Annotated in this window: 25 protein-coding genes and 2 pseudogenes; 4 read left to right on the top strand and 23 right to left on the bottom strand. The window is 42.9% G+C overall.

Annotated features, from left to right (window positions below; all coding sequences use genetic code 11):
• Positions 1-396: 396 nt before the first annotated feature.
• From C1I60_RS20195 to C1I60_RS20235, 10 genes and pseudogenes are all read right to left on the bottom strand, one after another.
• The gene (locus C1I60_RS20195) at positions 397-792 is read right to left on the bottom strand and encodes a LytTR family transcriptional regulator DNA-binding domain-containing protein (protein WP_137063323.1); all 396 of its coding nucleotides are present in this window, start codon (positions 790-792) and stop codon (positions 397-399) included.
• Positions 793-808: 16 nt separating this feature from the next.
• The gene (locus C1I60_RS20200; RefSeq protein WP_137063324.1) at positions 809-955 is read right to left on the bottom strand and encodes a cyclic lactone autoinducer peptide; all 147 of its coding nucleotides are present in this window, start codon (positions 953-955) and stop codon (positions 809-811) included.
• Positions 952-1488 (bottom strand): accessory gene regulator B family protein, encoded by a 537-nt coding sequence (locus C1I60_RS20205; RefSeq protein WP_137063325.1) that lies wholly within the window; start codon positions 1486-1488, stop codon positions 952-954. Before C1I60_RS20205 ends, C1I60_RS20200 begins: the two co-directional genes overlap by 4 nt.
• Positions 1466-2098: a hypothetical protein gene (locus C1I60_RS20210; RefSeq protein WP_170970856.1), complete on the bottom strand. Its 633-nt coding sequence runs from the start codon at positions 2096-2098 to the stop codon at positions 1466-1468. The genes C1I60_RS20205 and C1I60_RS20210 overlap by 23 nt, the downstream gene beginning before the upstream one ends.
• A 168-nt stretch (positions 2099-2266) precedes the next feature.
• Positions 2267-2392, bottom strand: a pseudogene (locus C1I60_RS25910) (group-specific protein); the annotation flags it as partial.
• A gap of 274 nt (positions 2393-2666) precedes the next feature.
• Entirely contained in the window at positions 2667-3113 is a 447-nt protein-coding gene (locus C1I60_RS20220; RefSeq protein WP_137063327.1) for an OsmC family protein, read from the bottom strand.
• A 393-nt stretch (positions 3114-3506) separates the two neighbouring features.
• On the bottom strand, positions 3507-3653 hold the full coding sequence (locus tag C1I60_RS24585) for a hypothetical protein (RefSeq protein ID WP_170970857.1): 147 nt from the start codon (positions 3651-3653) through the stop codon (positions 3507-3509).
• A complete protein-coding gene (locus C1I60_RS20225) occupies positions 3626-4174 on the bottom strand; it encodes an accessory gene regulator ArgB-like protein (RefSeq protein WP_137063328.1) in 549 nt (182 codons plus the stop codon). Before C1I60_RS20225 ends, C1I60_RS24585 begins: the two co-directional genes overlap by 28 nt.
• Positions 4125-4838, bottom strand: a complete 714-nt coding sequence (locus C1I60_RS20230) for a hypothetical protein (RefSeq protein ID WP_137063329.1) — start codon at positions 4836-4838, stop codon at positions 4125-4127. The genes C1I60_RS20225 and C1I60_RS20230 overlap by 50 nt, the downstream gene beginning before the upstream one ends.
• 94 nt (positions 4839-4932) lie before the next feature.
• Positions 4933-5283, bottom strand: a complete 351-nt coding sequence (locus tag C1I60_RS20235; protein WP_137063330.1) for a YolD-like family protein — start codon at positions 5281-5283, stop codon at positions 4933-4935.
• Positions 5284-5441: 158 nt separating this feature from the next.
• Between C1I60_RS20235 and C1I60_RS20240 the strand changes: the two genes are divergently transcribed.
• Positions 5442-6194 carry a hypothetical protein gene (locus C1I60_RS20240; RefSeq protein WP_137063331.1) on the top strand — a complete coding sequence of 251 codons (753 nt, stop codon included), beginning with the start codon at positions 5442-5444 and terminating at the stop codon, positions 6192-6194.
• A gap of 83 nt (positions 6195-6277) precedes the next feature.
• Here the strand turns inward: C1I60_RS20240 and C1I60_RS25915 are convergent, their stop codons facing one another.
• On the bottom strand, positions 6278-7117 hold the full coding sequence (locus tag C1I60_RS25915; protein ID WP_137063332.1) for a NucA/NucB deoxyribonuclease domain-containing protein: 840 nt from the start codon (positions 7115-7117) through the stop codon (positions 6278-6280).
• Positions 7118-7349: 232 nt separating this feature from the next.
• On the opposite strand from C1I60_RS25915, the gene C1I60_RS20250 reads away from it, so the two are divergent.
• Positions 7350-8162 (top strand): hypothetical protein, encoded by an 813-nt coding sequence (locus C1I60_RS20250; protein ID WP_137063333.1) that lies wholly within the window; start codon positions 7350-7352, stop codon positions 8160-8162.
• Positions 8163-8311: 149 nt separating this feature from the next.
• On the opposite strand, the gene C1I60_RS24985 is transcribed toward C1I60_RS20250, so the two are convergent.
• Positions 8312-8554 carry a DUF2500 domain-containing protein gene (locus C1I60_RS24985; RefSeq protein WP_252361806.1) on the bottom strand — a complete coding sequence of 81 codons (243 nt, stop codon included), beginning with the start codon at positions 8552-8554 and terminating at the stop codon, positions 8312-8314.
• A 320-nt stretch (positions 8555-8874) separates the two neighbouring features.
• Here C1I60_RS24985 and abc-f point away from each other — a divergent pair.
• Positions 8875-10361: pseudogene (abc-f, locus tag C1I60_RS20260) on the top strand (ribosomal protection-like ABC-F family protein).
• Positions 10362-11137: 776 nt separating this feature from the next.
• Complete coding sequence (locus C1I60_RS20265; RefSeq protein WP_212734494.1) at positions 11138-11323, top strand: hypothetical protein; 186 nt, start codon at positions 11138-11140, stop codon at positions 11321-11323.
• A gap of 69 nt (positions 11324-11392) precedes the next feature.
• On the opposite strand, the gene glnA is transcribed toward C1I60_RS20265, so the two are convergent.
• The 11 genes from glnA to C1I60_RS20320 form a co-directional block, all read right to left on the bottom strand.
• Positions 11393-12721, bottom strand: a complete 1329-nt coding sequence (glnA, locus tag C1I60_RS20270; RefSeq protein ID WP_137063334.1) for a type I glutamate--ammonia ligase — start codon at positions 12719-12721, stop codon at positions 11393-11395.
• A gap of 116 nt (positions 12722-12837) precedes the next feature.
• The gene (locus C1I60_RS20275) at positions 12838-13251 is read right to left on the bottom strand and encodes a MerR family transcriptional regulator (RefSeq protein ID WP_007430683.1); all 414 of its coding nucleotides are present in this window, start codon (positions 13249-13251) and stop codon (positions 12838-12840) included.
• Between the two features lie 83 nt (positions 13252-13334).
• On the bottom strand, positions 13335-14588 hold the full coding sequence (locus tag C1I60_RS20280) for a methionine gamma-lyase family protein (RefSeq protein ID WP_137063335.1): 1254 nt from the start codon (positions 14586-14588) through the stop codon (positions 13335-13337).
• A gap of 113 nt (positions 14589-14701) precedes the next feature.
• On the bottom strand, positions 14702-15988 hold the full coding sequence (hflX, locus tag C1I60_RS20285) for a GTPase HflX (RefSeq protein ID WP_137063336.1): 1287 nt from the start codon (positions 15986-15988) through the stop codon (positions 14702-14704).
• A gap of 114 nt (positions 15989-16102) precedes the next feature.
• Positions 16103-17086, bottom strand: a complete 984-nt coding sequence (locus C1I60_RS20290) for an AAA family ATPase (RefSeq protein ID WP_137063337.1) — start codon at positions 17084-17086, stop codon at positions 16103-16105.
• 150 nt (positions 17087-17236) lie between these two features.
• Positions 17237-17932: a YdcF family protein gene (locus C1I60_RS20295; RefSeq protein ID WP_170970858.1), complete on the bottom strand. Its 696-nt coding sequence runs from the start codon at positions 17930-17932 to the stop codon at positions 17237-17239.
• Positions 17929-18486: a ribonuclease FAU-1 family protein gene (locus C1I60_RS20300; RefSeq protein WP_137063338.1), complete on the bottom strand. Its 558-nt coding sequence runs from the start codon at positions 18484-18486 to the stop codon at positions 17929-17931. The genes C1I60_RS20295 and C1I60_RS20300 overlap by 4 nt, the downstream gene beginning before the upstream one ends.
• Before the next feature lie 166 nt (positions 18487-18652).
• Positions 18653-21313, bottom strand: a complete 2661-nt coding sequence (locus tag C1I60_RS20305) for a penicillin-binding protein 1A (RefSeq protein ID WP_137063339.1) — start codon at positions 21311-21313, stop codon at positions 18653-18655.
• A 187-nt stretch (positions 21314-21500) separates the two neighbouring features.
• Positions 21501-21746, bottom strand: a complete 246-nt coding sequence (hfq, locus tag C1I60_RS20310) for an RNA chaperone Hfq (RefSeq protein WP_137063340.1) — start codon at positions 21744-21746, stop codon at positions 21501-21503.
• Positions 21747-21766: 20 nt separating this feature from the next.
• Positions 21767-22747, bottom strand: a complete 981-nt coding sequence (gene miaA / locus C1I60_RS20315; protein ID WP_137063341.1) for a tRNA (adenosine(37)-N6)-dimethylallyltransferase MiaA — start codon at positions 22745-22747, stop codon at positions 21767-21769.
• Positions 22731-23582 (bottom strand): class I SAM-dependent methyltransferase, encoded by an 852-nt coding sequence (locus C1I60_RS20320; RefSeq protein ID WP_137063342.1) that lies wholly within the window; start codon positions 23580-23582, stop codon positions 22731-22733. Before C1I60_RS20320 ends, miaA begins: the two co-directional genes overlap by 17 nt.
• Position 23583: the final 1 nt, after the last annotated feature.

Genomic DNA, 23583 nt, shown 5'->3' on the forward strand with positions numbered 1-23583 from the left:
TCATAATACCCTCAGTAGCTTTAATCAAGAGTACATATAGATCAAAATGGTTTAGTTTGTTTATATGTAGTATACATTTCGTTGGCTTAATCATTTATGAAATGGATTCAATAAAAATTGATTTTTATGGTTATTATTCCCTATGAACTATTGTGTCTTTATCTTGACTGTATGATCATTATCCTAAATACTTTTAACGAAATGCTTTTCCTAGTGGAGATGCCTACTTCCCTACCTTTTGAAACAGAAAAGATAGACCCGAATGGAATATGTGCAAAGATCTTGCTAACCACAGCGCATTATTTCTCACTTCCGTAAAAACGAGCGAATGAGTGCTGAATGTCTCTTATGTTTTAACAATATAAGACGAGTATTTTTGACAAAAAAAAAGAGCCGCTATCTAGTAGCAACTCCAGTGAAGATTATGTTCGAATTAATGAAACCCATTTCCTCTATAACCTCTCCAAATCGGTGATAAGAGATTGGACACCTCTTCGACGTTTTTGTTATCTCACATTCAAAGTAAGCGTCTTTGAAAATGCCATTAACAATTTTCACCTTCTCCACATTCAGAGTATTGCTTCTGTCCACATTCAAGAAACGGAACCCATTATTATTTAGGAAGCTTTCCCAATGCTTTAAGGTGCCGATCATGTAATATGTTTTTTCGAATGTGTGAACTAGAATCTGATCCCTCTTATGTCCTTTAGATATGAAAAGAACCTTGTCCACGGGTATGTTTTCACCCTTGTTAATACCTCCAGGAACAGCTGATACGGTTAGGTTTAGCATTTCACATATCTCCACTTTATTTCAACAGTTCTTCAGGTGGTTCGGGACTGTGAATCCAAGACAAACTCGCTGTACTCACTGATGCAACTGCAAGTGAAGTCAGTAATATGGCGGCATTGTAGTACATGCCAATTTTAAATTTACTAAATATAGGACTTTTCATTTTTCGCACCTCCCTCCTATTAATGTTAAGCTCTGAACAAAAAAACTAGCAGCTACCACCGAAATAGCCAGCCACAAATTAAGTGTTATTATGAAGACTCCGAAAATCTTCAACAATGGGTAGTGCCGTTTAGGTATACGAGTCTTCCCGTCTATTCTAGACGGGGCGTAAACTAAGACAAGTATTATACTTAATACCGACGTAATAACTATCCAATTATAGTTTAAATTCACAAAGGACAAGGCAGTAAGTAAAGCTGTAGATACAACAATACATACTATATTGCTCCTTAAATGTATTCCTCCTACAACTTGACGCAGTATAGAAAAAGATATCATCGCCAGTATGGTTTCCTCCACCTTACCCGTAATAAATGAAAGACCGATAGTTAACACAATAATTGAAACTGTATTAATCACAACGGCTATTCCATGTTTTAAAACCGCAATAGAAGCTGGATGATCCGGTACAACTGTTTTGATATGAGTTGCAATATCAAGAGCGATAGTATCAAGATTTTTTATAATAATCACGCTCCGTCTTTAGCGCATAGTACAAGAACATTCCAGATGCCAAAGCTATAAACAAAATACTCAGAGGAAAATTATTGACGTAGAACATAAATGTACTAGCGGCTAGTACCCCAATTATTAAAATAACAACAAGTACATGTTCCCACCTAAAACGCAAGCTTTCATAATCTGCTGTAAAGCCTATTTTGAATTTATATAGCAACCATGATATAGCTAATACCCATGCACTGGTTACCGCTTGAGCTAACGATCCCTCTGGAGAGGTCTCCATGTCTGATGTCAATGTACCAAAGATCATTACTATAATTATTGCTTGGAACAGCGTATACAAAAACGTACCTGTAATGGATATAATAGCTGACCAAATAATAGGCATCCTTACAACAGTAGTTATCAATAATGTGAATAATATAATGTTTATAGTCGGAGCAAAAAAAGACAACGACGTTTCTTCTCTTAACATCAGACTTTGCAAATTCATGATCAGGCCGATAAACAATGCAGGCCAGACAAAATCTAAAGCTCGGATTCTGAAAATAGTAAGCATTAAAACAAACGCCGCAAATGTTTCAACATTAGAAAATAGCAAGAACCGTATAGGCTCCCACATAACACATATCCCCTTCACTCCATTGTAACCAATACTATAATTCTATATTTGCTATAACAGTATAGCAATACAATTACCTGTTTATTTGGAATATTTTATGTATTATGTTAGGTAAATATTTTTCACTCGTTTCCTTACAATGTGTGTATTGCTCTAAGAGCTAGATTTTCAAAAAACTCTTGTTTCACGAACTGGAAAATACCACTTTCCTCCCATTTTTCGTTTGATAAGTCGCGGATCATGGAAAAATGCATCGAGAATTGCATTCCAACTCATACAAGTCCTCTTCTTTAATTATTTAGGATGATACAAACAATCAAAAAGATCATAAAATACAATCAACTAAAATGATTTGTCTTTTCCCTTTAACAGCAACTAAGTAACATCATAATTATCATAACCTTTATTTTTTCTTATAGCTATCCCGATGTTCTTGCTTACGGGCCACATTGGGTTAGACCCTTGAACCAGTGATCATAAAATATCAAATGCGTAACAAAAAAGGGCTGCAAAGTTGTTTTCATGCAAACCTGCAGCCCTCTCTGTAATCTGTTAAGGGGTCAGCGTCTCAATTTTCAATAACGACGCGATTCAGCTTGAGATTTACCGGGTTGGCAATCGTGTCGCCCACAGGACATTTGCTCTCCAGAAATTGCACGAATTGTTCGACCTTCTCGGCAGACGAATTAGTCTTGATGTAGAACGTGTATCGTATATCGGAGTAACCGGAGCGGACATCGGATCTGTTAAAAAATCCGTCGAGATCCAGGTCACCTTCAATATCTACCCTAAAGTCTTCAAGCTCTACATTGAATTTGGAGGCATATACCCGGGCCACAATGGATTGACATGCGCCCAGGGAAGCAAGCAAAGCTTCAACAGGATTCATTCCCGTGTCAGTACCGCCAAGGTTTTTAGGCTCGTCGATGACCAGTTCAAATTGTCTAACATTGGTAACGACTTTAACTCCATCCTTTAAATGGGCAGTTGCTTTGAATGTTTGAACATTTGGCATACATTTACCCTCCTTTTTCTGTACAATCCAAGTGTAGTTGGGTCTACTCGTTTAATTATAAAAACAGCGGCAGTCAAAGAATAAAAGCCTCTCCTATACTGGAGAAGCTTTTCTGTATCTATATTACATTTGTATTTGATCCATTCACATTCCACATTTGGTGAAATGTCAGATATTGATCACGTTCCCATTGATGCACTTGGGTCCGATACAAAACCACTGTTTTCACGGTCATCTTTTTAAAATATCCTTTTGCATGGATGGTGGCACATTTATAATGTGTATGTTGTCAACGAGACAAATTGGAAGCGTTTATAATTTTCTTTATCATTCCCCTAATGCGCTGTCTCTCAACAATTTGGTAGCAGGAATTTGCTTTCCATCTCCCATATATTAATTCGTTTCTTTACTCTTCTGATCTTTTTTCTTCAGCTCTTCTGGTATTGGTTTAGCACCAAATACTGTTTTTTCATTTTTAGTAGATTCGCCAGCGTATTTCCCCAGTTTTACATTTAAAGCTCTCGCCAATCTCTTATCCATTTTCGTTCCCCTCCTCTCCATATAGGAATTATACTGAAAGCTTGTACCGCTAAAGATAAACATATTATCGTTGATTGTGTGAAAAAATTCAACATGCAAATGGAAATGCATATGATTTTAAAATACTTATGGTTTGCAGACTTTTCAATATAGATAAAATGATTAGGAGCATAAACGAAAAACACTAATAATGAGCAAACGCTAATAATTAAAAATGTCGATATTCCCATAGAGAAAAAAGGTATAGTAACACATACTGCTGTTGTGAAAAATAAACAGAATGTAAGACTAGAGAAGTGTGCACCTCCTGAAAATTTTCTTATTAACATAAGACTGCCAAGCGCTAATAACGACCCAAAGAAATGACCTGTTAACCAGCCTGTAAGTGAGACAAAAAATATAGTCGAAAATTCAGTAAGCCTTATCCCGAGTGCATATTCCATCACTTCTATACTTGTAGGTCCATCAGGATCAGCTTTTTTTATCTCTGTTGCGATGTGCCTGGATAACGCTTCTAGCATCCTCGTAATCCCCCCGCTCTGAAAAAAAATAGGACAATCCGAAAGTAAACAATGAAATGGAAAGTAATCCTATTGTGCTAGAGTTATAAAGCATATATAAAGTAATAAAGATAGTAATCGTTGATATTAGCGAACCTAAAATTAACATCTTATTTAGGGATGAGAAATAATTTTCACCTCTTAAAAAATCGTGTGGAGGCTGAATTATAAACGAGAACCCAAAGTTATATTTCCCCATAACAAAAGAAATCAAGTATGCAATAATGATAGAAGATAACTGAATAAAGTAAATAGAAAACCCAAAAAAATAATTGATAGCACCCGGCTGTGCTACTCCGAAGAAATTCGCAAATAGATATACAAATAGCTGTAGGTTAATGTAGGCTGTTAGACCAGAACCTGCAGAAAAAGCCGCAAGATGTGTTTTGATCCCTAAACCGAATCTAAAAAAGATAACCATAAACAAATACTGAAACGGCAAATCTAATTTAGGAACACCTATAACTACCCTCATAAGAAAAGAAAACAAAGCTATGCCAATTGCGTAGAAAAGTATTTTTCTACGATATTCCCAAACGGGAAGCATATAAAGCTTTAAGACCAAAGTCACAACGGCCAAAGCATCGAATACCCCAAGTAAAATATACAAAAAAGCAGATAACACAGATACACCATCCTCCTATTTAGCCTGCTGTAATTGTATATTTTACTGGGATTAGTAGCAATGCAATAACCTATTAAACTGGTAATTTTTGTCCTCATGTAAGATAATTATTTTTACTGGTCGAAACAATATCCTCCAACTTCACCCAACTAAAATCATCCTCGTCTTTGGACAGCTTTACTTCCCTCCTGCTGGTGCTAATGGATGTTACTACACCAGTCATCACCGTGTCGTCGAACGGGCTAAATACTACCCGTGAGACGGTCGCGCGTGAGTTGTAGGAATCTATTAGTGCCTGCTCAATTAATTGGACCTCTTGATCGTCGAGTTCTGGCTTGCCCCGGTGCTGACGATCCTTCATAAGCTTTAAGTAAGCTTCTTTATGTTCTGGTATGATGATCCGCGCACTCTCGAATATTCCATTGCCTTCAAGTTTCTTTCCCATGTATGTCGCCTCCTGATGTTTATGTAGAAATTATATAGCGAACATTTGTTCTGTATCAAGTGCAATACGAATACAATGTCTGATAAAATACTTAATACTTCGGTGTACAATCCTCTTTTACACATTTCAATATCTCACTCAGAAGGAGTTTGATATCATTGTTCCCATTATCAAATGGCATTGAGTTGAACTTTAAAGATGATTGGAAAGAGGCTTTAATTGCTGAAATGGAGGCAAGCGGTTACGTAATAGACCCAAATAAATCCGTTCAAGATATTAGTAGCATATATTTCAATTGGAAACGTAGGATAGTCGCTCCTAAGAAAAGAAAAGTTCATATTTCAAAAGAAATGAAATTTAATCCCAAATACAGAAAGTCATTTAGAAAAATAATCAAACACATTGAAATGGGCGCTGATATAACCCCCTTTTTAAGCAAAACCACAACTAGAACTGAATACAACGATCTACTGCTGAATGATTGGAAAATACATCATCTTCATTTAGGTAAAAAACATGAGGATAATGGGATTTTTATAGAAAGAACAAAAGATGTCCTATTTATTCGATTCGAAGAAAAAGATGCTTACTTCATACAAGTGCTCGACCACAAATCCTTTTCGGCACAGGAAATGGTCAGAATCATTGATAAGAATTGGCCTAAGTTGATTGAAACTTATCAAATGCCAGTGGATTCAACTTCTTCATCTATCATTTCCGACGAAGAAAAGCATCAATTTCGGAAAAATGGCATAAATTCTGCTGTTTCGGTGGGAAATGAAACAACTTATATGCCGATTGGTCTTGGTATAACAGGTGCGAAAACAAGCACTGAAGCTGAAATTACTTCTGATAAGTATTTGAACAGTTTATCTTTAATTACTATAAAAACGTCCAATTTATTGTTCTGAGGGTTTTATTGTCTACTTCTATTGCATGCTATTCCAAAACAACAAATCCCCGCCGACCAATTAAGGTTAGCGAGGATTTCATTTCATTTTGAGTATTCACTTACTTCAAACGTTAGGGTACGATCATATAGCATATAACCTTTACGGCTGCTGAATGGACCTTTATTGTTATCGTGCTTATTGATGGCATATGAAGCTGATCCGGAATCAGCCTGTTTGCCTTCATACCAGGCAATGAAGTCATTGACCTCTTTCATGCTCAAATCGAATTCTTTCTCCAATCCTGTTGTCATGGTGACTACCAGAATCTCACGGTTGCCTATTGGTTGCTCAGGGTCAGTCTGACCGCCTCCACCTTGTGGAGTTGCAGATGCTTCATTAGAGTATTCAGAATCCGAACCATTGGCCTTGGCACTTACAACAAAGTAGTACTTCGTTCCGTTGGTTAGGCTGGGAATAACAAAGTTTCCATAGGCATCCTTTGTAGCTGTTACAGTTTCAGTATATTTACCTGACTCCGTTCCATCAGCATATTTATCTAACTGATGACTTACCCATGAACCTGCTCCCCAGTTATCACTAGGGGCTATGTATCGGATATCAGCACCTGCGCCACCTTCAGCACACATTGTCATTGGCCACTCGTCGCGGTTGTATCCTTTTTTAGTTGGATAGCCCTTAAGCGATTCCTTGCGATTTTCCTCAGCCCCATCTTTATCAATTGTACATACCGCAGAATGTCCGGCTTCAATGGCATCCCTAATGTGTGCTCCAGTTTCAGGGTAACGTGAGCGTGGAAACTCCAACGTATACCCAGTTGCTGCTTGTACACTTCTTGAAACAGGTTCTGCATAAACACCTTGTACGAAAAAGATAGCTGCCAGTAAGAATACGATGAATCCTTTTGCGATTCCTTTTATCATCTGGCACCTCCATAGTATTTAAATCTTCTCTATACTAATGGAGAGTCATGTCGAAGTATCGCATAGCTTGTCGCAAAAAAAGACCTTTCAATTATAGCGAACTAGAGAGAGTGAGAAAATTAAAATCCATTATTAAGCTTTATTTTGAATTTATAGTCATAAATGTTTAGACAAGGGATTCTTTTTTGTATATTATTATTGTTGAATTTATAACCAATGAGGAGTGCTAAATATGAAAAAGGTATTGGTCAAAATTTTGCTTTCACTAAGCATAGGTCTTGCAGCTCTATCAACTTCAAATGCTCACGCCGCAGGTTTAGAATCAATAAATCTTGTGCCAAAAATGACAAGTAATACAGCACCTAGTGGTGAGGCTTTTGCAAGTTCAAGTATTGGTGGACAAGCATATATGCTTTTTGATCAAGTTAATACTAGTTATGATTATGATTGGGCAACCACTGCTCAACTTCCAGCCTATGTCGGATATGACTTTAAGGAGAACGCGGTAGTTACAAAATATACTTTAAGTCCTACTGATTCAGATACATATGTAAACGGCATACCTAAAACTTGGACTTTTCAAGGTTGGGATGGGACTCAATGGATAGATTTAGATAAACAGCAAGATCAAATAAACTGGAAAAGAGGAGAAAATAGAGAGTTTGCTATCATAAATAGCAAAAGCTATTCAAAATATCGTTTATATATAACAGCGGATAATGGCAGAACTGGTGGGTATACTTGTATTGGTGAACTGCAGTTATTCGGTTATAAAGAACCAATTACTCCGGATATACCCGAAATGGGGAATCGTGCAATACTTACAGTGACCATGATTACTGGTCTTGAAAAAGAATTCGATCTCTCAATGGATGAAGTATTAGCATTTATCAACTGGTATGATGCTAAGGATGCTGGTTCTGGGCCATCCAAGTATGCCATTGATAAGCACAATAACAACAAAGGACCATTCAGTAATCGCAAGGACTATGTAATATTCAATAAAATTCTTACTTTTGAAGTAAGCGAGTATTCAACTAAATAAACAACAAAGGACTCCACGCTGGTTACATAGCAACGGAGTCCTTTATCATGTCTACTCTAAATTCAAACTGATCCCTCATGAAATACTTTCCGTTAATCTTGATCGACTCAAGCGAAAATTTTTCTACTGGACCACGTAATCCTCAAACGTCACCCGTATAACACCATATTCTGACTCGGATACTTTTTTTCTTCTCGACTTCCGTCTTGAAATTCACATGTAAAATAATAATACCGAGCTGAACTATCTTCTAACCAATTCATTCTTTTATCAACCACTTTTGCAACTCGTTCAATTTTTGGTTGTTTTAAATTTCTCGCATGTTCTCGGTTTGAGGATATTATAATAGGCACAAAAACAACTAATAGTAAACCGATAACTGCATGTAACATTTGAGGCTTCAGCCTAAACGGGACTACGCAGGTTGTAGTTAAATTACCATTGTGATAAACTGAATGTAATTTGATGATGGGAGTTGAACGGATATATGTAGAACTTTCTTGCTTCGAGATCACGAAAAGAACGGACTCAGCGATCGGCTGTGGTCGTTTTATTTCATCTCTGCAAGAAAGCTCTGCGTTTCGTTTGCGCTCCCTCTCCGGACAGTCATACGGCCCCTTGAAATTGGGCCGTATTTCCTCGTATGGATTAGAGCCGCAAGATAGCACCTTTCTTGCGGCTCTTTTTATTTCCAAACGAAAGGATGATTGCCATGCCCGCCATTCAGGTGACCAATCTTACTTTTGCCTATCCAGGCAGCTATGACCCCATATTCGAAAATGTTCATTTTCAAATTGATACAGACTGGAAGTTGGGCTTTACGGGGCGAAACGGTCGGGGGAAAACGACGTTCTTAAACCTGCTTCAGGGGAAATACGAATACAGCGGTACGATTTCCACACCAGTCGCCTTTGATTATTTTCCGTTTCCCGTCGAACACCCGGAGTATTTGACCTTAGACGTCGTCGAAGAGATCGTGCCAAACTATGAGAACTGGAAGTTGATGCGTGAACTGAACTTGCTTAAGGTTTCAGAAGACGTGTTGTACCGGCCATTCGAATCGCTGTCCCAAGGAGAACAGACGAAGGTATTGGTGGCCGTGCTATTCATCCAAGACAATCGATTTCTGCTCATCGACGAGCCGACCAATCATCTCGACTTGCACGCACGCAAGCTTGTCGCCGATTATCTGAATACGAAGCGCGGTTTTATTCTTGTTTCACACGACCGGGCTTTTCTCGACCGCTGTGTGGATCATATTCTATCGATCAACAAAACGAATATCGAAATCCAAAAAGGCAACTTCTCCAGCTGGTGGACGAACAAAACTCGCCAGGACACGTTCGAAATGGCACAAAACGAAAAGCTGTACAAAGACATACAACGTTTATCTACTTCTGCTAAACGTACTAGCGGCTGGTCTTTCGAGACCGAAAAATCGAAAAACGGCACACGAAATCCGGTTCCAAGCTTGACAAGGGTTACGTCGGGCATAAGGCAGCAAAAATGATGAAACGCTCGAAATCCATCGAACAGCGGCAACACGCCGCTTTAGAGGAAAAATCGAAACTGCTCCGAAATATCGAACAGTCAGAAAGCCTTGCAATCTCTCAGCTCGTGTATCCCAAATCGGAATTGGCGATGCTGGATCACGTCACGATTTACTATGGGGAAAGAGCGGTTTGCAAGAACGTTTGTCTGACGATCGAACCAGGAGATCGGATTGCAATTTCAGGTCCAAATGGATCAGGTAAGTCTAGCTTGCTCCGTCTACTCAACGATGAGGCGCTACACTATACAGGAACGTTTCAGCGGGAGCCGCAGCTTCGCGTTTCCTATGTATCCCAGAATACTTCTTATCTGCGAGGAACGCTTTCCGATTATGCAGCAGAGCACAGAATTGACGAAAGCTTATTTAAGGCAGTGTTGCGTAAGCTAGATTTCGCCCGCATCCAGTTTGAGAAGGATATATCGGCGTTTAGCGGCGGTCAGAAGAAGAAGGTTCTGATCGCGAGAAGCCTATGTGAGGAGGCTCATCTGCATATTTGGGACGAACCACTCAACTTTGTCGACGTGATTTCCCGGATGCAAATTGAGGAGCTGCTGCTTGAGTACACGCCGACCATTGTATTCGTGGAGCATGATCGGGAATTTCATGACCGTGTCGCCACGAAAACGGTTGAACTCGGTGGGGATTAGAATTTTACAAAGTGACTTGGAGTAAGACATGATTTCAACGGCAGAAAACTTTGCACAACTCTTTTATGAAAAGGGAAGAGATTGAACTAAAGGGACATGATAGTTCAATAGAACAACGGCAGTCTAGGATTTTATTTTCTCGGCCTTGACTGCCGTTGTTTCTATTATTGAGTGCAGTCTAATACTATTTCACGAATTCTAAGGGATTTATAATTCTTCTATAGCAGTTTTTGTTTCCATAAAATCATTCTATCTTTATAAAAGAGTAAAAAATCTCTCCGAACGTAGAGAGGTTTTTCTATATCTCTATTTTATTTACGTATAATGCTGTGACACTACGGATTTTATTTAAGTGAAGCTATAGCCCTATTATTTCTTCTAATTCAGTCTTCAATCCTCTTTATCTTTGCCTTGAAGGAATTATCTCGTAACTTGCAGTATCATTCTTATTTGAATAAATGGATGTTAGTAATGTAACATCTCCCTGTCTCAGGAAAGCATGAAAATTCCGGTAAGCATCTTCCCTATTCATACCTACATCAATAGAGAAATACAAGAAATTTTCATTTATATTATCGCATCTTGCATCACTGACCAAAGGTATGTCCATCTTTTGTGAGTCCTTATATGCTCTTCTTATGATTTGATATGAAATATACTAACGGTGGGCTTTTTTTCATTTCCAGCAAATTGTTTTCATAAACTTTGATTATCCGGCTAGATTCCTCTTGAAACATATCACTACGATCACTCTCTAACCCTTTGGTTATAGCTAATTGAATTTGTTCGTCCGTGAAATCGTAGTACAGCTTGGTCACGGCAGCGTTCAAATTACATCCGATGTGTATGCGCACATCTCTAAAAAGTTGGAAAAACGCAGTATGGATAAATATGAGCAATACACAGCTTCTATTCTCGGTTCAGAGTTGGGGGATAAAAAAGGGACACCACAGAAGAAATAACGATTTCCTCCAAGGCGTCCCCCAAACTAAAAATCCCTCAACGCTTAGAGCGCCAAGGGATTCCACATTTTAGTAAAGCGTCAGATATTGATCACGTTCCCATTGATGCACCTGGGTCCGATACATATCCCATTCAATTTCCTTAAGTTCGTAGAAGTAAGCCAGCGCATGGTCACCCAGAGCGTCAGAGATAACTTCGCTCCGAATAAGCTCGGACAAAGCTTCTTTCAAGTCTGCAGGCAGGCTTGGAATCCCTTCTTCAATCCGCTCTTCCTCAGACATAACATAGATGTTACGATCAATCGGTGCTGGCAGAGCCATTTGGCGTTTGATACCATCCAAACCCGCTCTCAGCATCACAGCAAGTGCCAAATAAGGATTCGCAGCCGGGTCAGGATTACGAACTTCGACGCGGGTACTCAAACCACGAGATGCGGGAATCCGAATCATCGGGCTACGGTTACTGGCAGACCAGGCAACATAACAAGGAGCTTCATAACCCGGTACAAGACGTTTGTACGAATTCACCGTTGGATTCGTGATTGCTGCCATTGCACGTGCATGCTTGAGAATACCAGCCATATAATGGCGGGCCGTCTGGCTCAATCCGAGTTCGTCTGATTCATCATAAAATACATTTTCATTGTTCTTAAATAACGATTGGTTACAGTGCATACCGGAGCCATTCACGCCAAACAAAGGTTTTGGCATAAAGGTGGCGTGCAGACCATGCTGACGTGCAATCGTCTTAACAACGAGCTTGAACGTTTGGATCTGATCGGCAGCTTTGACTGCATCCGCATATTTAAAGTCAATCTCATGCTGGCCAGGTGCAACTTCATGATGGGACGCTTCAATTTCAAAGCCCATCTCTTCAAGCTTAAGAACAATTTCCCGACGGCAGTTTTCACCCAGATCCATCGGTGCCAAGTCAAAATACCCACCTTGGTCATTCAGTTCTGTAGTCGGTTCACCTTTTTCATCGGTTTTGAACAGAAAGAATTCAGGCTCCGGTCCGACATTCATCGAAGTATAACCCATTTCTTCTGCTTCCTTAAGTACACGTTTCAAGATACCGCGCGGGTCGCCAGCAAAGGGAACTCCGTCCGGCTTATAAATATCGCAAATCATACGAGCTACACGATCCGAGGTTACCCATGGAAATACTACCCATGTATCCAGATCCGGGTATAAGTACATGTCAGATTCTTCAATGCGTACATAACCTTCAATGGAAGAACCGTCAAACATCATTTTGTTATCCAGCGCTTTTGGCAGTTGACTAACCGGAATTTCTACGTTCTTAATCGTACCAAGCAAATCTGTAAACTGCAAACGAATAAAACGAACATTTTCTTCTTCGGCAATCCGAAGAATATCTTCTCTGGTATAACTCACACTAACCTCTCCCTTTCTGTAACGACTATATAAAAATCAGCTGTTCCATAATCCTTTTAAATAATAAGGCCTGGTCTGCAAGTAAAGCGGTTGTAAGCCAAAATGCAGGCTCTACATTATCTCTTATTAAAAAAACGTGATAATTCACCTTGGATCAGGGATACCTGTCCTGGTCTTTTACCTGCCACAAGCTGTTGTTTCAGCAAGCGGTGAAGCTGGGTATCGGACATCTCACGACGTTTGACTTCTGTATCTGCAGTAATAACAGTAGCTTCTTCCGATTCCTTGGTGACCGGATTCATGACTTGTTTAATTCCCGCAATGTTAACACCCTTCTCAATCAACGCCTTGATTTCAAGCAAACGCTCTACATCGTTAAAAGAAAAAAGACGTTGGTTACCCGACGTACGGGCAGGAACTATCAAGTTATGCTGTTCATAATAACGAATCTGACGTGCTGACAAGTCCGTTAGCTTCATGACAATACCTATTGGAAATAAGGCCATGTTTCTGCGAATTTCGTCGCCCATTTGTCATCAACCTTCCAGTGATCTATTATTCACCTTATTGTACATTTAGCTGATGCAAAGTGTCAATGATATGTTAGAAAAACTCACAATAATTTACGTTCTTTCATCGTTTGCAGGGCCATCAGCACTCCATATTTCACATGAGAGTAGGTTAAGCCCCCTTGCATGTAACCAATATAGGGTTCACGAATCGGAGCATCTGCAGATAATTCCAGACTCCCTCCTTGTATAAAAGTGCCTGCAGCCATAATAACCGGATGCTCGTAGCCCGGCATATCCCATGGCTCCGGTACCACATGGCTATCTACAGCGGCAGCACGCTGAATCCCTTGGACAAAAGCAATTAAATGCTCAGGTCCGCTAAAAGAAATGGCCTGAATCAAATCGGTGCGTTCCTCATGCCAGGCAGGTTTTGTTTCAAATCCCATGTCTTCAAAGACCGCCGCTGCGAATGTACTTCCTTTAACCGCTTGCCCAACCAGTGTTGGAGCAAGAAATAAGCCCTGAAAGATACCTCTTGTGGTACCTAACATGGCCCCTACTTCACCACCGATTCCAGGCGCAGTTAAGCGGTATGCTGCCAGTTCCACATACTCCTGTTTACCGCAAATATATCCTCCCGTTTCGGCAATACCGCCGCCAGGATTTTTAATCAGTGAACCTGCCATCAAATCGACACCTACCTGAGTAGGCTCCAGCTTTTCGGTAAATTCACCATAACAATTGTCCACAAAGACAATAACGTCAGGTTTAATCGCCTTTACACGGGCTGTCATTTCCTCGATATCTGCCACACTAAAAGAAGCTCTCCAATCATAGCCGCGTGAACGCTGGATGCCGATCACCTTCGTATTGGCATGGATTGCAGCCTCCACTGCTTTCCAATCTACTTTATCTTCTGCTGTCAGCGCCGTTTCTCCATAAGTAATGCCAAAATCCTGCAATGACCCGGTCCCATCGCCGGGCTTGCCGATCACTTTGTGAAGCGTATCATACGGTTGCCCCGTAATATACAACAGCTCATCACCTGGACGCAGAACGCCGAATAAAGCAGTGGCAATCGTATGCGTTCCCGAAGCAAAGTGCGGGCGAACCAGCGCCGCCTCCGCACCGAACACATCAGCATAAACCTCCTCCAGTACCTCACGTCCCCGGTCATTGTACGCATATCCCGTAGAGCCGGCAAAATGGAAATCGCTCACTTGCTTCCGCTGAAATGCCTGAATAACCTTCCACTGATTTGCATCTACAATATGATCTATGCGCTGTAGCCGTTCCTGTATTTTGCGTTCTGCTGTTTCCTGAATTTGTTGGATTTCCGGACTAAAAACTACCATCTTACCTTCATGACCCTCTCTCTTTACGCAGACTTAGGCTATTGTATTTATAATATCGTTCGCTTGGAATGATATGCATTATCATTGAATTGACCTAAAAACATCATCAGATGTTAACCTTCTGTGAAGTCCCTGAGGGCATGACCATATTTTTCATATTCGCCTCGCTGAACTTCTACCTCATAAATGACATCATTCCCATCATATTCGGTCAGAAGTACGTCCCCGATCCGGTAAAGCACCGATGTCAGGTCCCCACGTTCTGCCGGAATACGGAATCTCAGCGTATCTCCGCTCAAATGCTCCTGAATCAGCTCACGAAGACGTAGCAGATCACTTTCATCGAAGGAACTGATTTTCAAATAGCCCTCGCCGGAAGGAAGCATTTCCAGTTGCTCAGGAGTACAAGCGTCTTTTTTATTAAACAATACGATCTGTGGCTTGTCCGCTGCTCCCAATTGCTCCAAAATCGTTTCCACGACCTTCATCTGTTCGTCACGCATATCCGAAGAAGCATCTACCACATGCAAAATAAGGTGAGCCTCATTCGCTTCCTCCAAAGTAGCGCGGAAAGAAGCAACCAAATCATGAGGAAGATTTTGAATGAAACCAACGGTATCTGTAAGAATAATCTCTTTGCCGCTCGGCAGCTCCATCGTTCTGGAGGTAGGGTCCAGCGTCGCAAACAGTTGGTTCTCAATATACACATCAGCCGCCGTCAGCTGCTTTAACAGCGTTGATTTACCCGCATTGGTGTAGCCGACAAGCGCTACCTGCACAATACCGCTCTTTTGCCTGCGCTCTCTATGTAAATACCGATGACGGGTGACCTCCTCCAACTGACGTTTCAAATCACTGATGCGATCACGAATGTGACGACGATCTGTCTCCAGCTTGCTTTCACCTGGACCACGTGTTCCGATTCCACCACCGAGTCGTGACAGATTTTTCCCATGTCCAGACAAACGGGGCAACAAATAGGACAGCTGCGCCAGTTCAACCTGAATAATACCTTCTCGTGTTTTCGCTCGCTGGGCAAAGATGTCCAGAATAAGCTGCGTTCGGTCGATAATTTTGAGATCCAGACTTTCTTCCAGATTTCGCACCTGAGCCCCCGACAGCTCCTGATCAAAAATAGCCGTATTCGCACCCAATTCCTCGGCAGCTGCGCGCAGTTCCTCTACCTTACCTTTGCCGATAAACCATTTGGAATCCTTTGCTTCCTTGTTCTGGGTCAAAACGCTAAGCACTTCAACACCAGCCGTCTCGGCCAGCTTCACGAGTTCATTCAGAGAGTATTCTGTATTGATGCCAGAACGCTTGACTTCATCCGTAATCAGACTGACCAGTACCGCCTTATCCTGCATTTCGGTTTGTGTATCATAAGTGGAGTTCGCCATATTGTTTGCTCCTTTATTTTCCATATTAACTCTCGCACAGAGACCGACCTGATATTCAGGCCGGCCCCCGTTCGACGTTATACAATTCGATGTGATTCAGATTTCTATTATCGCCTATCTTTTGTCCATTTTCAAATCCTCTGGACGCAGCGTCATCAGTTCCTGCTTTCCCGGCTGCCCGCTTCTGTACTGATTGAGCAGCCTGACAGCCTGATGCCGAATCGCTTTTTCGATCACATTGCGGACATAACGCGCGTTGCTAAATGCATGAAGACTGTCGTTGCGTTCATTCAACAGATGCTCTTTCATTTTGAGTATGGACTGAGGCATGAGAATATAATCCCGTTCTTTGGCCATCATTTCGGAAATTTGGATAAGCTGATCCACGGTATAGTCCGGAAAATCCAGCTGGATGGGAAAACGGGAAGGCAAGCCAGGATTCGTACGCAAAAAGAAGTCCATCTCTCCCGAGTATCCGGCAAGGATCAAAATAAATTGGTTTTTCTGATCCTCCATGGATTTTACTAAGGTATCAATAGCTTCCTTTCCAAAATCCTTTTCCCCTCCCCGCGCCAAACTATACGCCTCATCAATAAACAGCACCCCACCCAAAGACTTTTTCACCAGATCCCGCGTTTTTTGCGCTGTATGTCCGATATACTCTCCTACCAAATCAGCCCTCTCCACCTCAATCAGATGGCCTTTGCTCAGTACTCCCATTTTTTGCAGCATTTTAGCGATAATGCGGGCCACCGTCGTTTTCCCTGTACCCGGGTTTCCTTTGAAAATCATGTGATATACGTGCGCGTTACTCAACAGCCCCGCATCAGTACGCATATGGGCAATTTGCAAAAAAGCATATACTTCAAATACCAGATCTTTGATGTTATCCAAGCCAACGAGATGATCGAGTTCCTTCTGAATTTCCTGATAGAGACTAAGATACTGCGGTAACGCCTGCGACTTGGTCGAAGTTGCTGCATCCGTCTCATCAACATTTACCGAAGCTATCGGCTCCGGGCTACGCAGCACGACATTGATTTGTCTGGAAGGTCTCTCCTCCGTCCGCTTGCCCGCGGCGATTCCCCGTCCGTTCATGCATCCATCACCTCAACATTTCTTCAGGCACAGCTTACCCTATTAATGTATTCGGCCCGGCATGTCCTTATTAGCATAAAAGCAACAGGAGCTTGTGCAAAGCATTTTGTTTATAAGAGAAGCTGCCTTTATGAGAAACCGTTATACGTTTCAGGACACCCAGGTTTGGGCACTGAGCCACCACTTTTGCAGCGTCCATTTGGCGTAAGCCAGTACCTCTCTCGATTGATGAAGCGGCATATTCAGTACTTTAGATTCCGCCAGAGCCATCTGAGGACGTTCCAAATTCAAAAATCGGGCTATTTCCAGCGCCCGTGGACCATGATAACTGTGGGTGATAATCACAGTCGAGCTCCAACCATACTCCTGCATGATACGCTGGCTATATAGTAGATTTTCGTAGGTGCTGGTCGCATGGTTTTCCAACACAATATGCTGCGCTGGAATACCTCTGTCAACCAAATAGCGTTGCATCCCCTCAGCCTCAGTATACGGGTAAGTTGGTTTGTCCAGCCCTCCGCTTACAATCAGACGCTTTACTGTACCGTTGCGGTATAGCTGCAGGGCCTCGTTCAGCCTCTCCTTTAGCCCCGGACTTGGCTCTGCTCCCCACATGGAAGCCCCAAGTACAATTCCTACCTGTGCTTGCTGAAGCGGAGTGGTAGAGGCAGCGTTATTCATATCCCAAAATCGAATACCTCCCCATACCAAAGCGATCACAATGATAACCAGCAGACAAAGCATAAGACGTTTGGCTGCTGAAAACTTTTTTTCTAGGCGGCTCAGCCTGTTTTTTGATTCAGAATTTTTTGGCCCAGTGCTTCTAATCCTCTGCAAAACCTTCACCGTTCCCTTTTAAAATCACCGTTGTGAAACCATTCTGCCCGGTGTTTCAACGACATTTTAAAATATGGGAATATATGGGTATTTATCCGTCGTAAAACCTCAGCCGCAGTACGATTAGCCAGTTCTGCCTCCTGTGTCGAGATATGCCCGCGCTGTAACGCATCCTCCAGCTCATCCTCATCCACTAAAAAGATTTCGCCATTTTTAAGTACAACAACATCCAAATACAAATCGTCAAACCAGGGCACTCCCTGATCAGTCACTCCCTGATTTCGGCAGGTATCAATATACCATTCCACAATCTGCTCCCGATTGTCGAACATAGCAGTTACTACATAATGCGCACCCTTCGGATAATATTGCAACCAGGAATACCCTTTATCCGCTATGCAAAATGTATGACCGCCGTAGCTTTTCCATAACGGCTCCTTGAGACTCAAAATGGTATACAAGGTCACATATCCTGTAAACACGTCACTTTCCACATACCGGCAAGCAAACTTGCGGTTCGTTATTCTGCGCCAGTTGGCCCGGTCTCCGAATTTGCGCTTCATAAATGATGTTCCTCTCCAACATTGGTAAAACCAGCTTACCATATTTAAACTGTACACTCAAAAATAACACCCTTTACCACAACAAAAAAGGTATTCCCAGACCATAATATGGTCCGAAAATACCTTTAGTATAAAACAAATACATATCACACACAGCATACGTCTTCTAATCTCGGTTGCGAAGTCCACGATTGGAGCTCGACTGACCGTTGGAGTTGGTTTCCTGACTGCCATCCGATGTGGTTCCTGTGGTAGATGGATCCGTGGTAACTGGATTTACCGTGGAATCACTATTGAAGGTACCTGCATCTGGTATTGTTGTCTGACCATTCCCCTGGTTCGTGTCACTACCGATGCCGGAGCCGCCACTATGATTGCCTGTACTGCCAGTGCCATTTCCGCCAGTGTCTCCAGGAATCGTCGGAACCTGTCCCGGGCTGGTGCTATTATCGGTACCTCCAGGAACTGTATTCCCCTGATCGGTGCCGTTCTGACCGTCTGTAGTCCCGCTGTTATCCGGTAATGTTCCATCCTGATTCGGATCGGTTCCCTGCTGCGGATCTACCGGAGTGGTCTCTGCCGGAATTTCCACACGGATTGTATTGGATGGAGCAGATTCCTTACCATCCGCTCCATAAGCCGTTACATAATATTCATACGACGCTCCGGCTAATGGAGACGTATCTTCTCCACTTGTGCCTTTCATTGCCTCCATAATCACCGTAAAGCCCCCTTCGGAAGCCTCTTTGCGATACACGCGGTATTGCACATTGTCTCCCGCTGCCGCAGTCCAGGACAACGATACAATTTGTGTATCCTGACTATAAGACCCGCTCAGTCCGCTTGGAGCAGTAGCCTGAACTGGCACGTCTGGCTTCTGCTCAACTGGTGGTTCATATCCTTTTGGCTGGCTGAATTGCGTAACCGGGTGCCCCTTGAGGGCTTCACCCATGACCCTTCCGAAAAAGGCTGCCGACTGCCCACTGTAGTTTCTCAGCATATGTTTGCTGTCCGGCTTGTCATAGCCCATCCATACCGCACCAGTATATTCCGGCGTATAACCGACAAACCAGATATCACGGTTGCCACTATTCCCGCTAATTCCACTCTGGGTTGTACCGGTTTTACCCGCTACAGGCCAATCAATACGGGCTTTGCGGCCCGTACCGCTATTGACTACGTTTTGCATCATCTGCGTCATTTCATAAGCTGTTTTCTCGCTCATTACGGTTTTAAATTCTTCTTTGTGAGTGTAAACCGTTTTGTCATCACTATCGTTAATTTGCTTGATGGAGTAAGCTTTTTGGAACTGTCCATTATTGGCAAAAGCACTGTATGCCTGTGCCATTTCAAGCGTGTTCGTTCCTTTACTTAATCCACCCAATGCGATAGCGAGCGAGTGATCATTTTTGTCCATCGGGATGCCTACGCTTTCCGCGAATTGGACCCCTCTTTCCACACCGATCTGATTGAGCAACCATACTGGCGGGATATTTTCAGACTTTGTAATCGCATCGGTCATACTGATGGTCGAAGAGTAACCGTGCAAGTTTTTCGGGCTATACCCGTTAAAGCTCTGTCGCTCATTACTCAAAGGTGTATCCATTGTAAATTTGCCGGATTCGAGAGCCGGCGCATACGCCGCAATAGGTTTAAAGGCCGAGCCTGGCTGTCTGCGGCTTTGCGTAGCGCGGTTAAAGGTTCCCTTTTTGTAATCCCGTCCGGGTGCCATTGCGGCAATTCCGCCCGTCTGGTTGTTAATGATGACCATGGAGCCCTGAACAGGCTGATCGTCCGGACTTTTTTCGAACATACTATCATCTGCCATCGCCTGATCCAGCGCATTTTGGGCCTGAGCATCCATCGTCGTATGAATTTTGTAGCCGCCAACGATCAGATCGTTTCCGCTGACTCCCGGCAAAGCATCCTCCGCCTCATTCATCACATACTCCATAAAATTTTGATACTTTTGAACTTTTTCCGGCTGCTTGTAATCATAATCTACAGCCTTGGCCTCTTCCATTTCCTGCTTGCCAATCATTCCCTGCTCAAACATTAGCTGAAGAACCACAGCACGTCGTTCCTTTGAGTTTTCCGGATTACTGATTGGATTATATTTGGAAGGCCCTTTTGGAATAGCTGCCAATGTGGCGATCTGCCATAGCTTTAATTCTTTTAAGTTCGATTGCCCAAAGTACCCCACCGAAGCTGCCTTGATTCCTGAATAGGAGCGTCCAAACCAAATTCTGTTCAAATACAACGTAATAATTTCATCTTTAGTCAAATTCCGTTCTAGCGCCATTGCAATGGATACCTCGGTCGCTTTACGGAAAAAGGTCTTATCACGCGACAAAAAAAGGTTTTTGGCCAACTGCTGGGTCAGCGTACTGCCACCCTCCACTGCCGAACGGGCTACGATATCTTTTACGGCCGCCCGGCCGATAGACCAAATATCAACCCCCTGGTGCTCCATAAATCGCTTATCCTCAGTTGCTATAAAAGCTTTTTTGAGCAATGGTGGAATTTCTTCACTTTTGACAGGATCGCTTTTTTGTACGGACAGCTCGCCCATAAGCACACCATTACGATCGTAAACCTTTGATGTCTCGTTCACTGTAATTTTATCCTTATTGGCTTTGTAAATTTGTTCGCCATTTACCATGACAAACAAATATCCACCCAGCGCGCAAAATATAGCTAACGCCGCCGTAATAAACAGGGTCCATCCAACTTGCTTAGCTGTAATCTTCTTTTTCTTGCCCTTCGGCTTCTCTTTAGGTGTGTTTCTATTGCGATTGCCGGATCTGGACAATGAATCATTTGGCATTCCCCTGACTCCCTTTCGCGAATAATCATATGTTGCCGATCGTATGCATAGCTTGCTGTCGACAGCATGAAAGCAAACGGAATGAAAAGAACAACCTGTTGAGGTTGCTCCCGGTCACATTCCTATACGGTTAGACGAGACGGTCGTTTAAAAAGTTTCATCAACCCAGGCGACCGTCAAGCCGTAATCAGTTATCGCTGGCGTTATCCTGTTGCTGTACAAGCGACACATTGCGTTGCGGTGAAAAGGTGGAAATAGCATGCTTGTAGATCAGCTGTTGCTTTCCATCCGAGTCGATAACAATTGTGAAGTTGTCAAATGCTTTAATCGTTCCCCGCACCTGAAATCCGTTGATCAGGTACACCGTTACTGGTATAGAATCCTTGCGCAATTGATTCAGAAACGTATCTTGGATATTAATGGACTTGTTCATTTTAGCCGTACCCCCAATAATCATTTGGATTGTTTTGAAGTATATTCAAGGTCTGTCCGGAACTTTCCTGCTATAATTTCGTGTATTCGGGCTGCATGAGCAGAAAAATTTCCGAAATCGGTGACATCTACCCACTGGATATCCTTCATATGGCGAAACCACGAGAGCTGCCGCTTCGCAAAATGACGCGTATCCCGTTTCAGCCAAGTCACCGCCTCTTCCAAAGACACCTCTCCTCGCAGGTAGGAGGATATCTCTTTATAGCCTAGACCTTGCATGGAGATGGCATCGCTTCGCACTCCCCGTTCCATTAAGGAAGTTACCTCAGCAACAAGCCCTTGATCGAGCATCCCGTCAATTCGGTCTTCAATACGTTTATATAGCATTTGCCTATCCATTGTCAAACCTACGATGCAGAGCTGATAGGGAGATTCCTTTTTTTGACTGGCCAATTGTGAGCTAAGCGTCGTTCCGCTAACATGATAAATTTCCAACGCTCGAACGACTCGGCGGCGGTCATTGGGATGAAGACGACGTGCACTTTCGGGATCAACCGCCTGTAGTCGGGCATGAAGCGCCTCGGCCCCAAATTGATCGGCATAATCAAGCTGTTCCTGACGAAAAGCTTCATCAGCTCCCACCTCGGAAAACTGGTATTCATAGCAGACAGACTCCACATATAAACCTGTCCCGCCTACGATAAACGGCAGTTTCCCTCTGGCATGAATATCCGGTATGAGGCGACGGCAATCTTCCTGAAAAGCAGCTACCGAATATGGGTATTCCGGCTCATGAATATCAATCAAATGGTGCTTGATTCCTTCCATTTCCTGTTCGGAAATTTTGGCAGTTCCAATATCCATATGACGGTACACCTGCATGGAATCTCCGGAAATAATCTCCCCGCCAAATTGCCGTGCCATCTCGATGCTTAATTTCGTCTTGCCGACTGCAGTCGGGCCGACAAGAACAAGTAGTTTAGGCTTAGATGCCGCTATCAATATCAATCACTCCGTACACTGTTTTCGTTGTGCCCCGTTGCTCCACACGGAAGCCGAGGCGGGCAAATTCCCCACTGCCCCGTTTTTCCTTCAATACAATTGTTTTCCTTGCAATCCGTTTTGCCTGAACAATACTTTCCTCATCCAGCGCATCCGGGTTAGCCAACCCTCTCAATGGACTGATTGCACTAGAATCAAGCAACGGATCACGGAACATCGGGTCAAAATAGATAATATCCATACTGCGATCTGGCAAGCTCCTCAAATAGTCCAGATGATGACCAAAACGAACTTCAATGCCGGAAAATGCCTCATCTACCGCAGCGTTACCGGAACGGTAATGCCTCATTCCATCCTTGATTAAAGCATAGACAGGAAAAGAACTTTCCACAGCAGTTACTTGTCCAGAGCTTCCCGTTCCAATTGCAAACAGGAGGGAATCCGTTCCGAGTCCTGCGGTGCAATCTAGCACGGTATCCCCCGGAACGAGCCGAGCGGCGGTCAACATCGGATCAGGCTCGCCCTTCAGCACCCGCTTGGCTCGGATGAAGCCCATGCTCGGGTGAAAAGTCATCGCCGGTTGTTCCGAGCTAATCAGCCTCACCCCATCCTGTACGAGCACCAGCACTTGACGAACTCTATGAGCAGCAGTCAGCCTTGCTACCGATATACCACGACGGGGTGCATACAGCACTCCCAGCTCAGCTGCAAGCAGTTCCGCCCGCTGCACGACCTCAGCCGAGGGAGAATCCCCCGTAGTTACCAATAAATGGGATTTTTCTTCCTGGAGCCTCGCCTGCTTTTCTTCTTCGCGGTTTTCCCGATCCTGTAACATA

It is taken from the genome of Paenibacillus terrae (assembly GCF_005217525.1).
Classification (GTDB): domain Bacteria; phylum Bacillota; class Bacilli; order Paenibacillales; family Paenibacillaceae; genus Paenibacillus; species Paenibacillus terrae_C.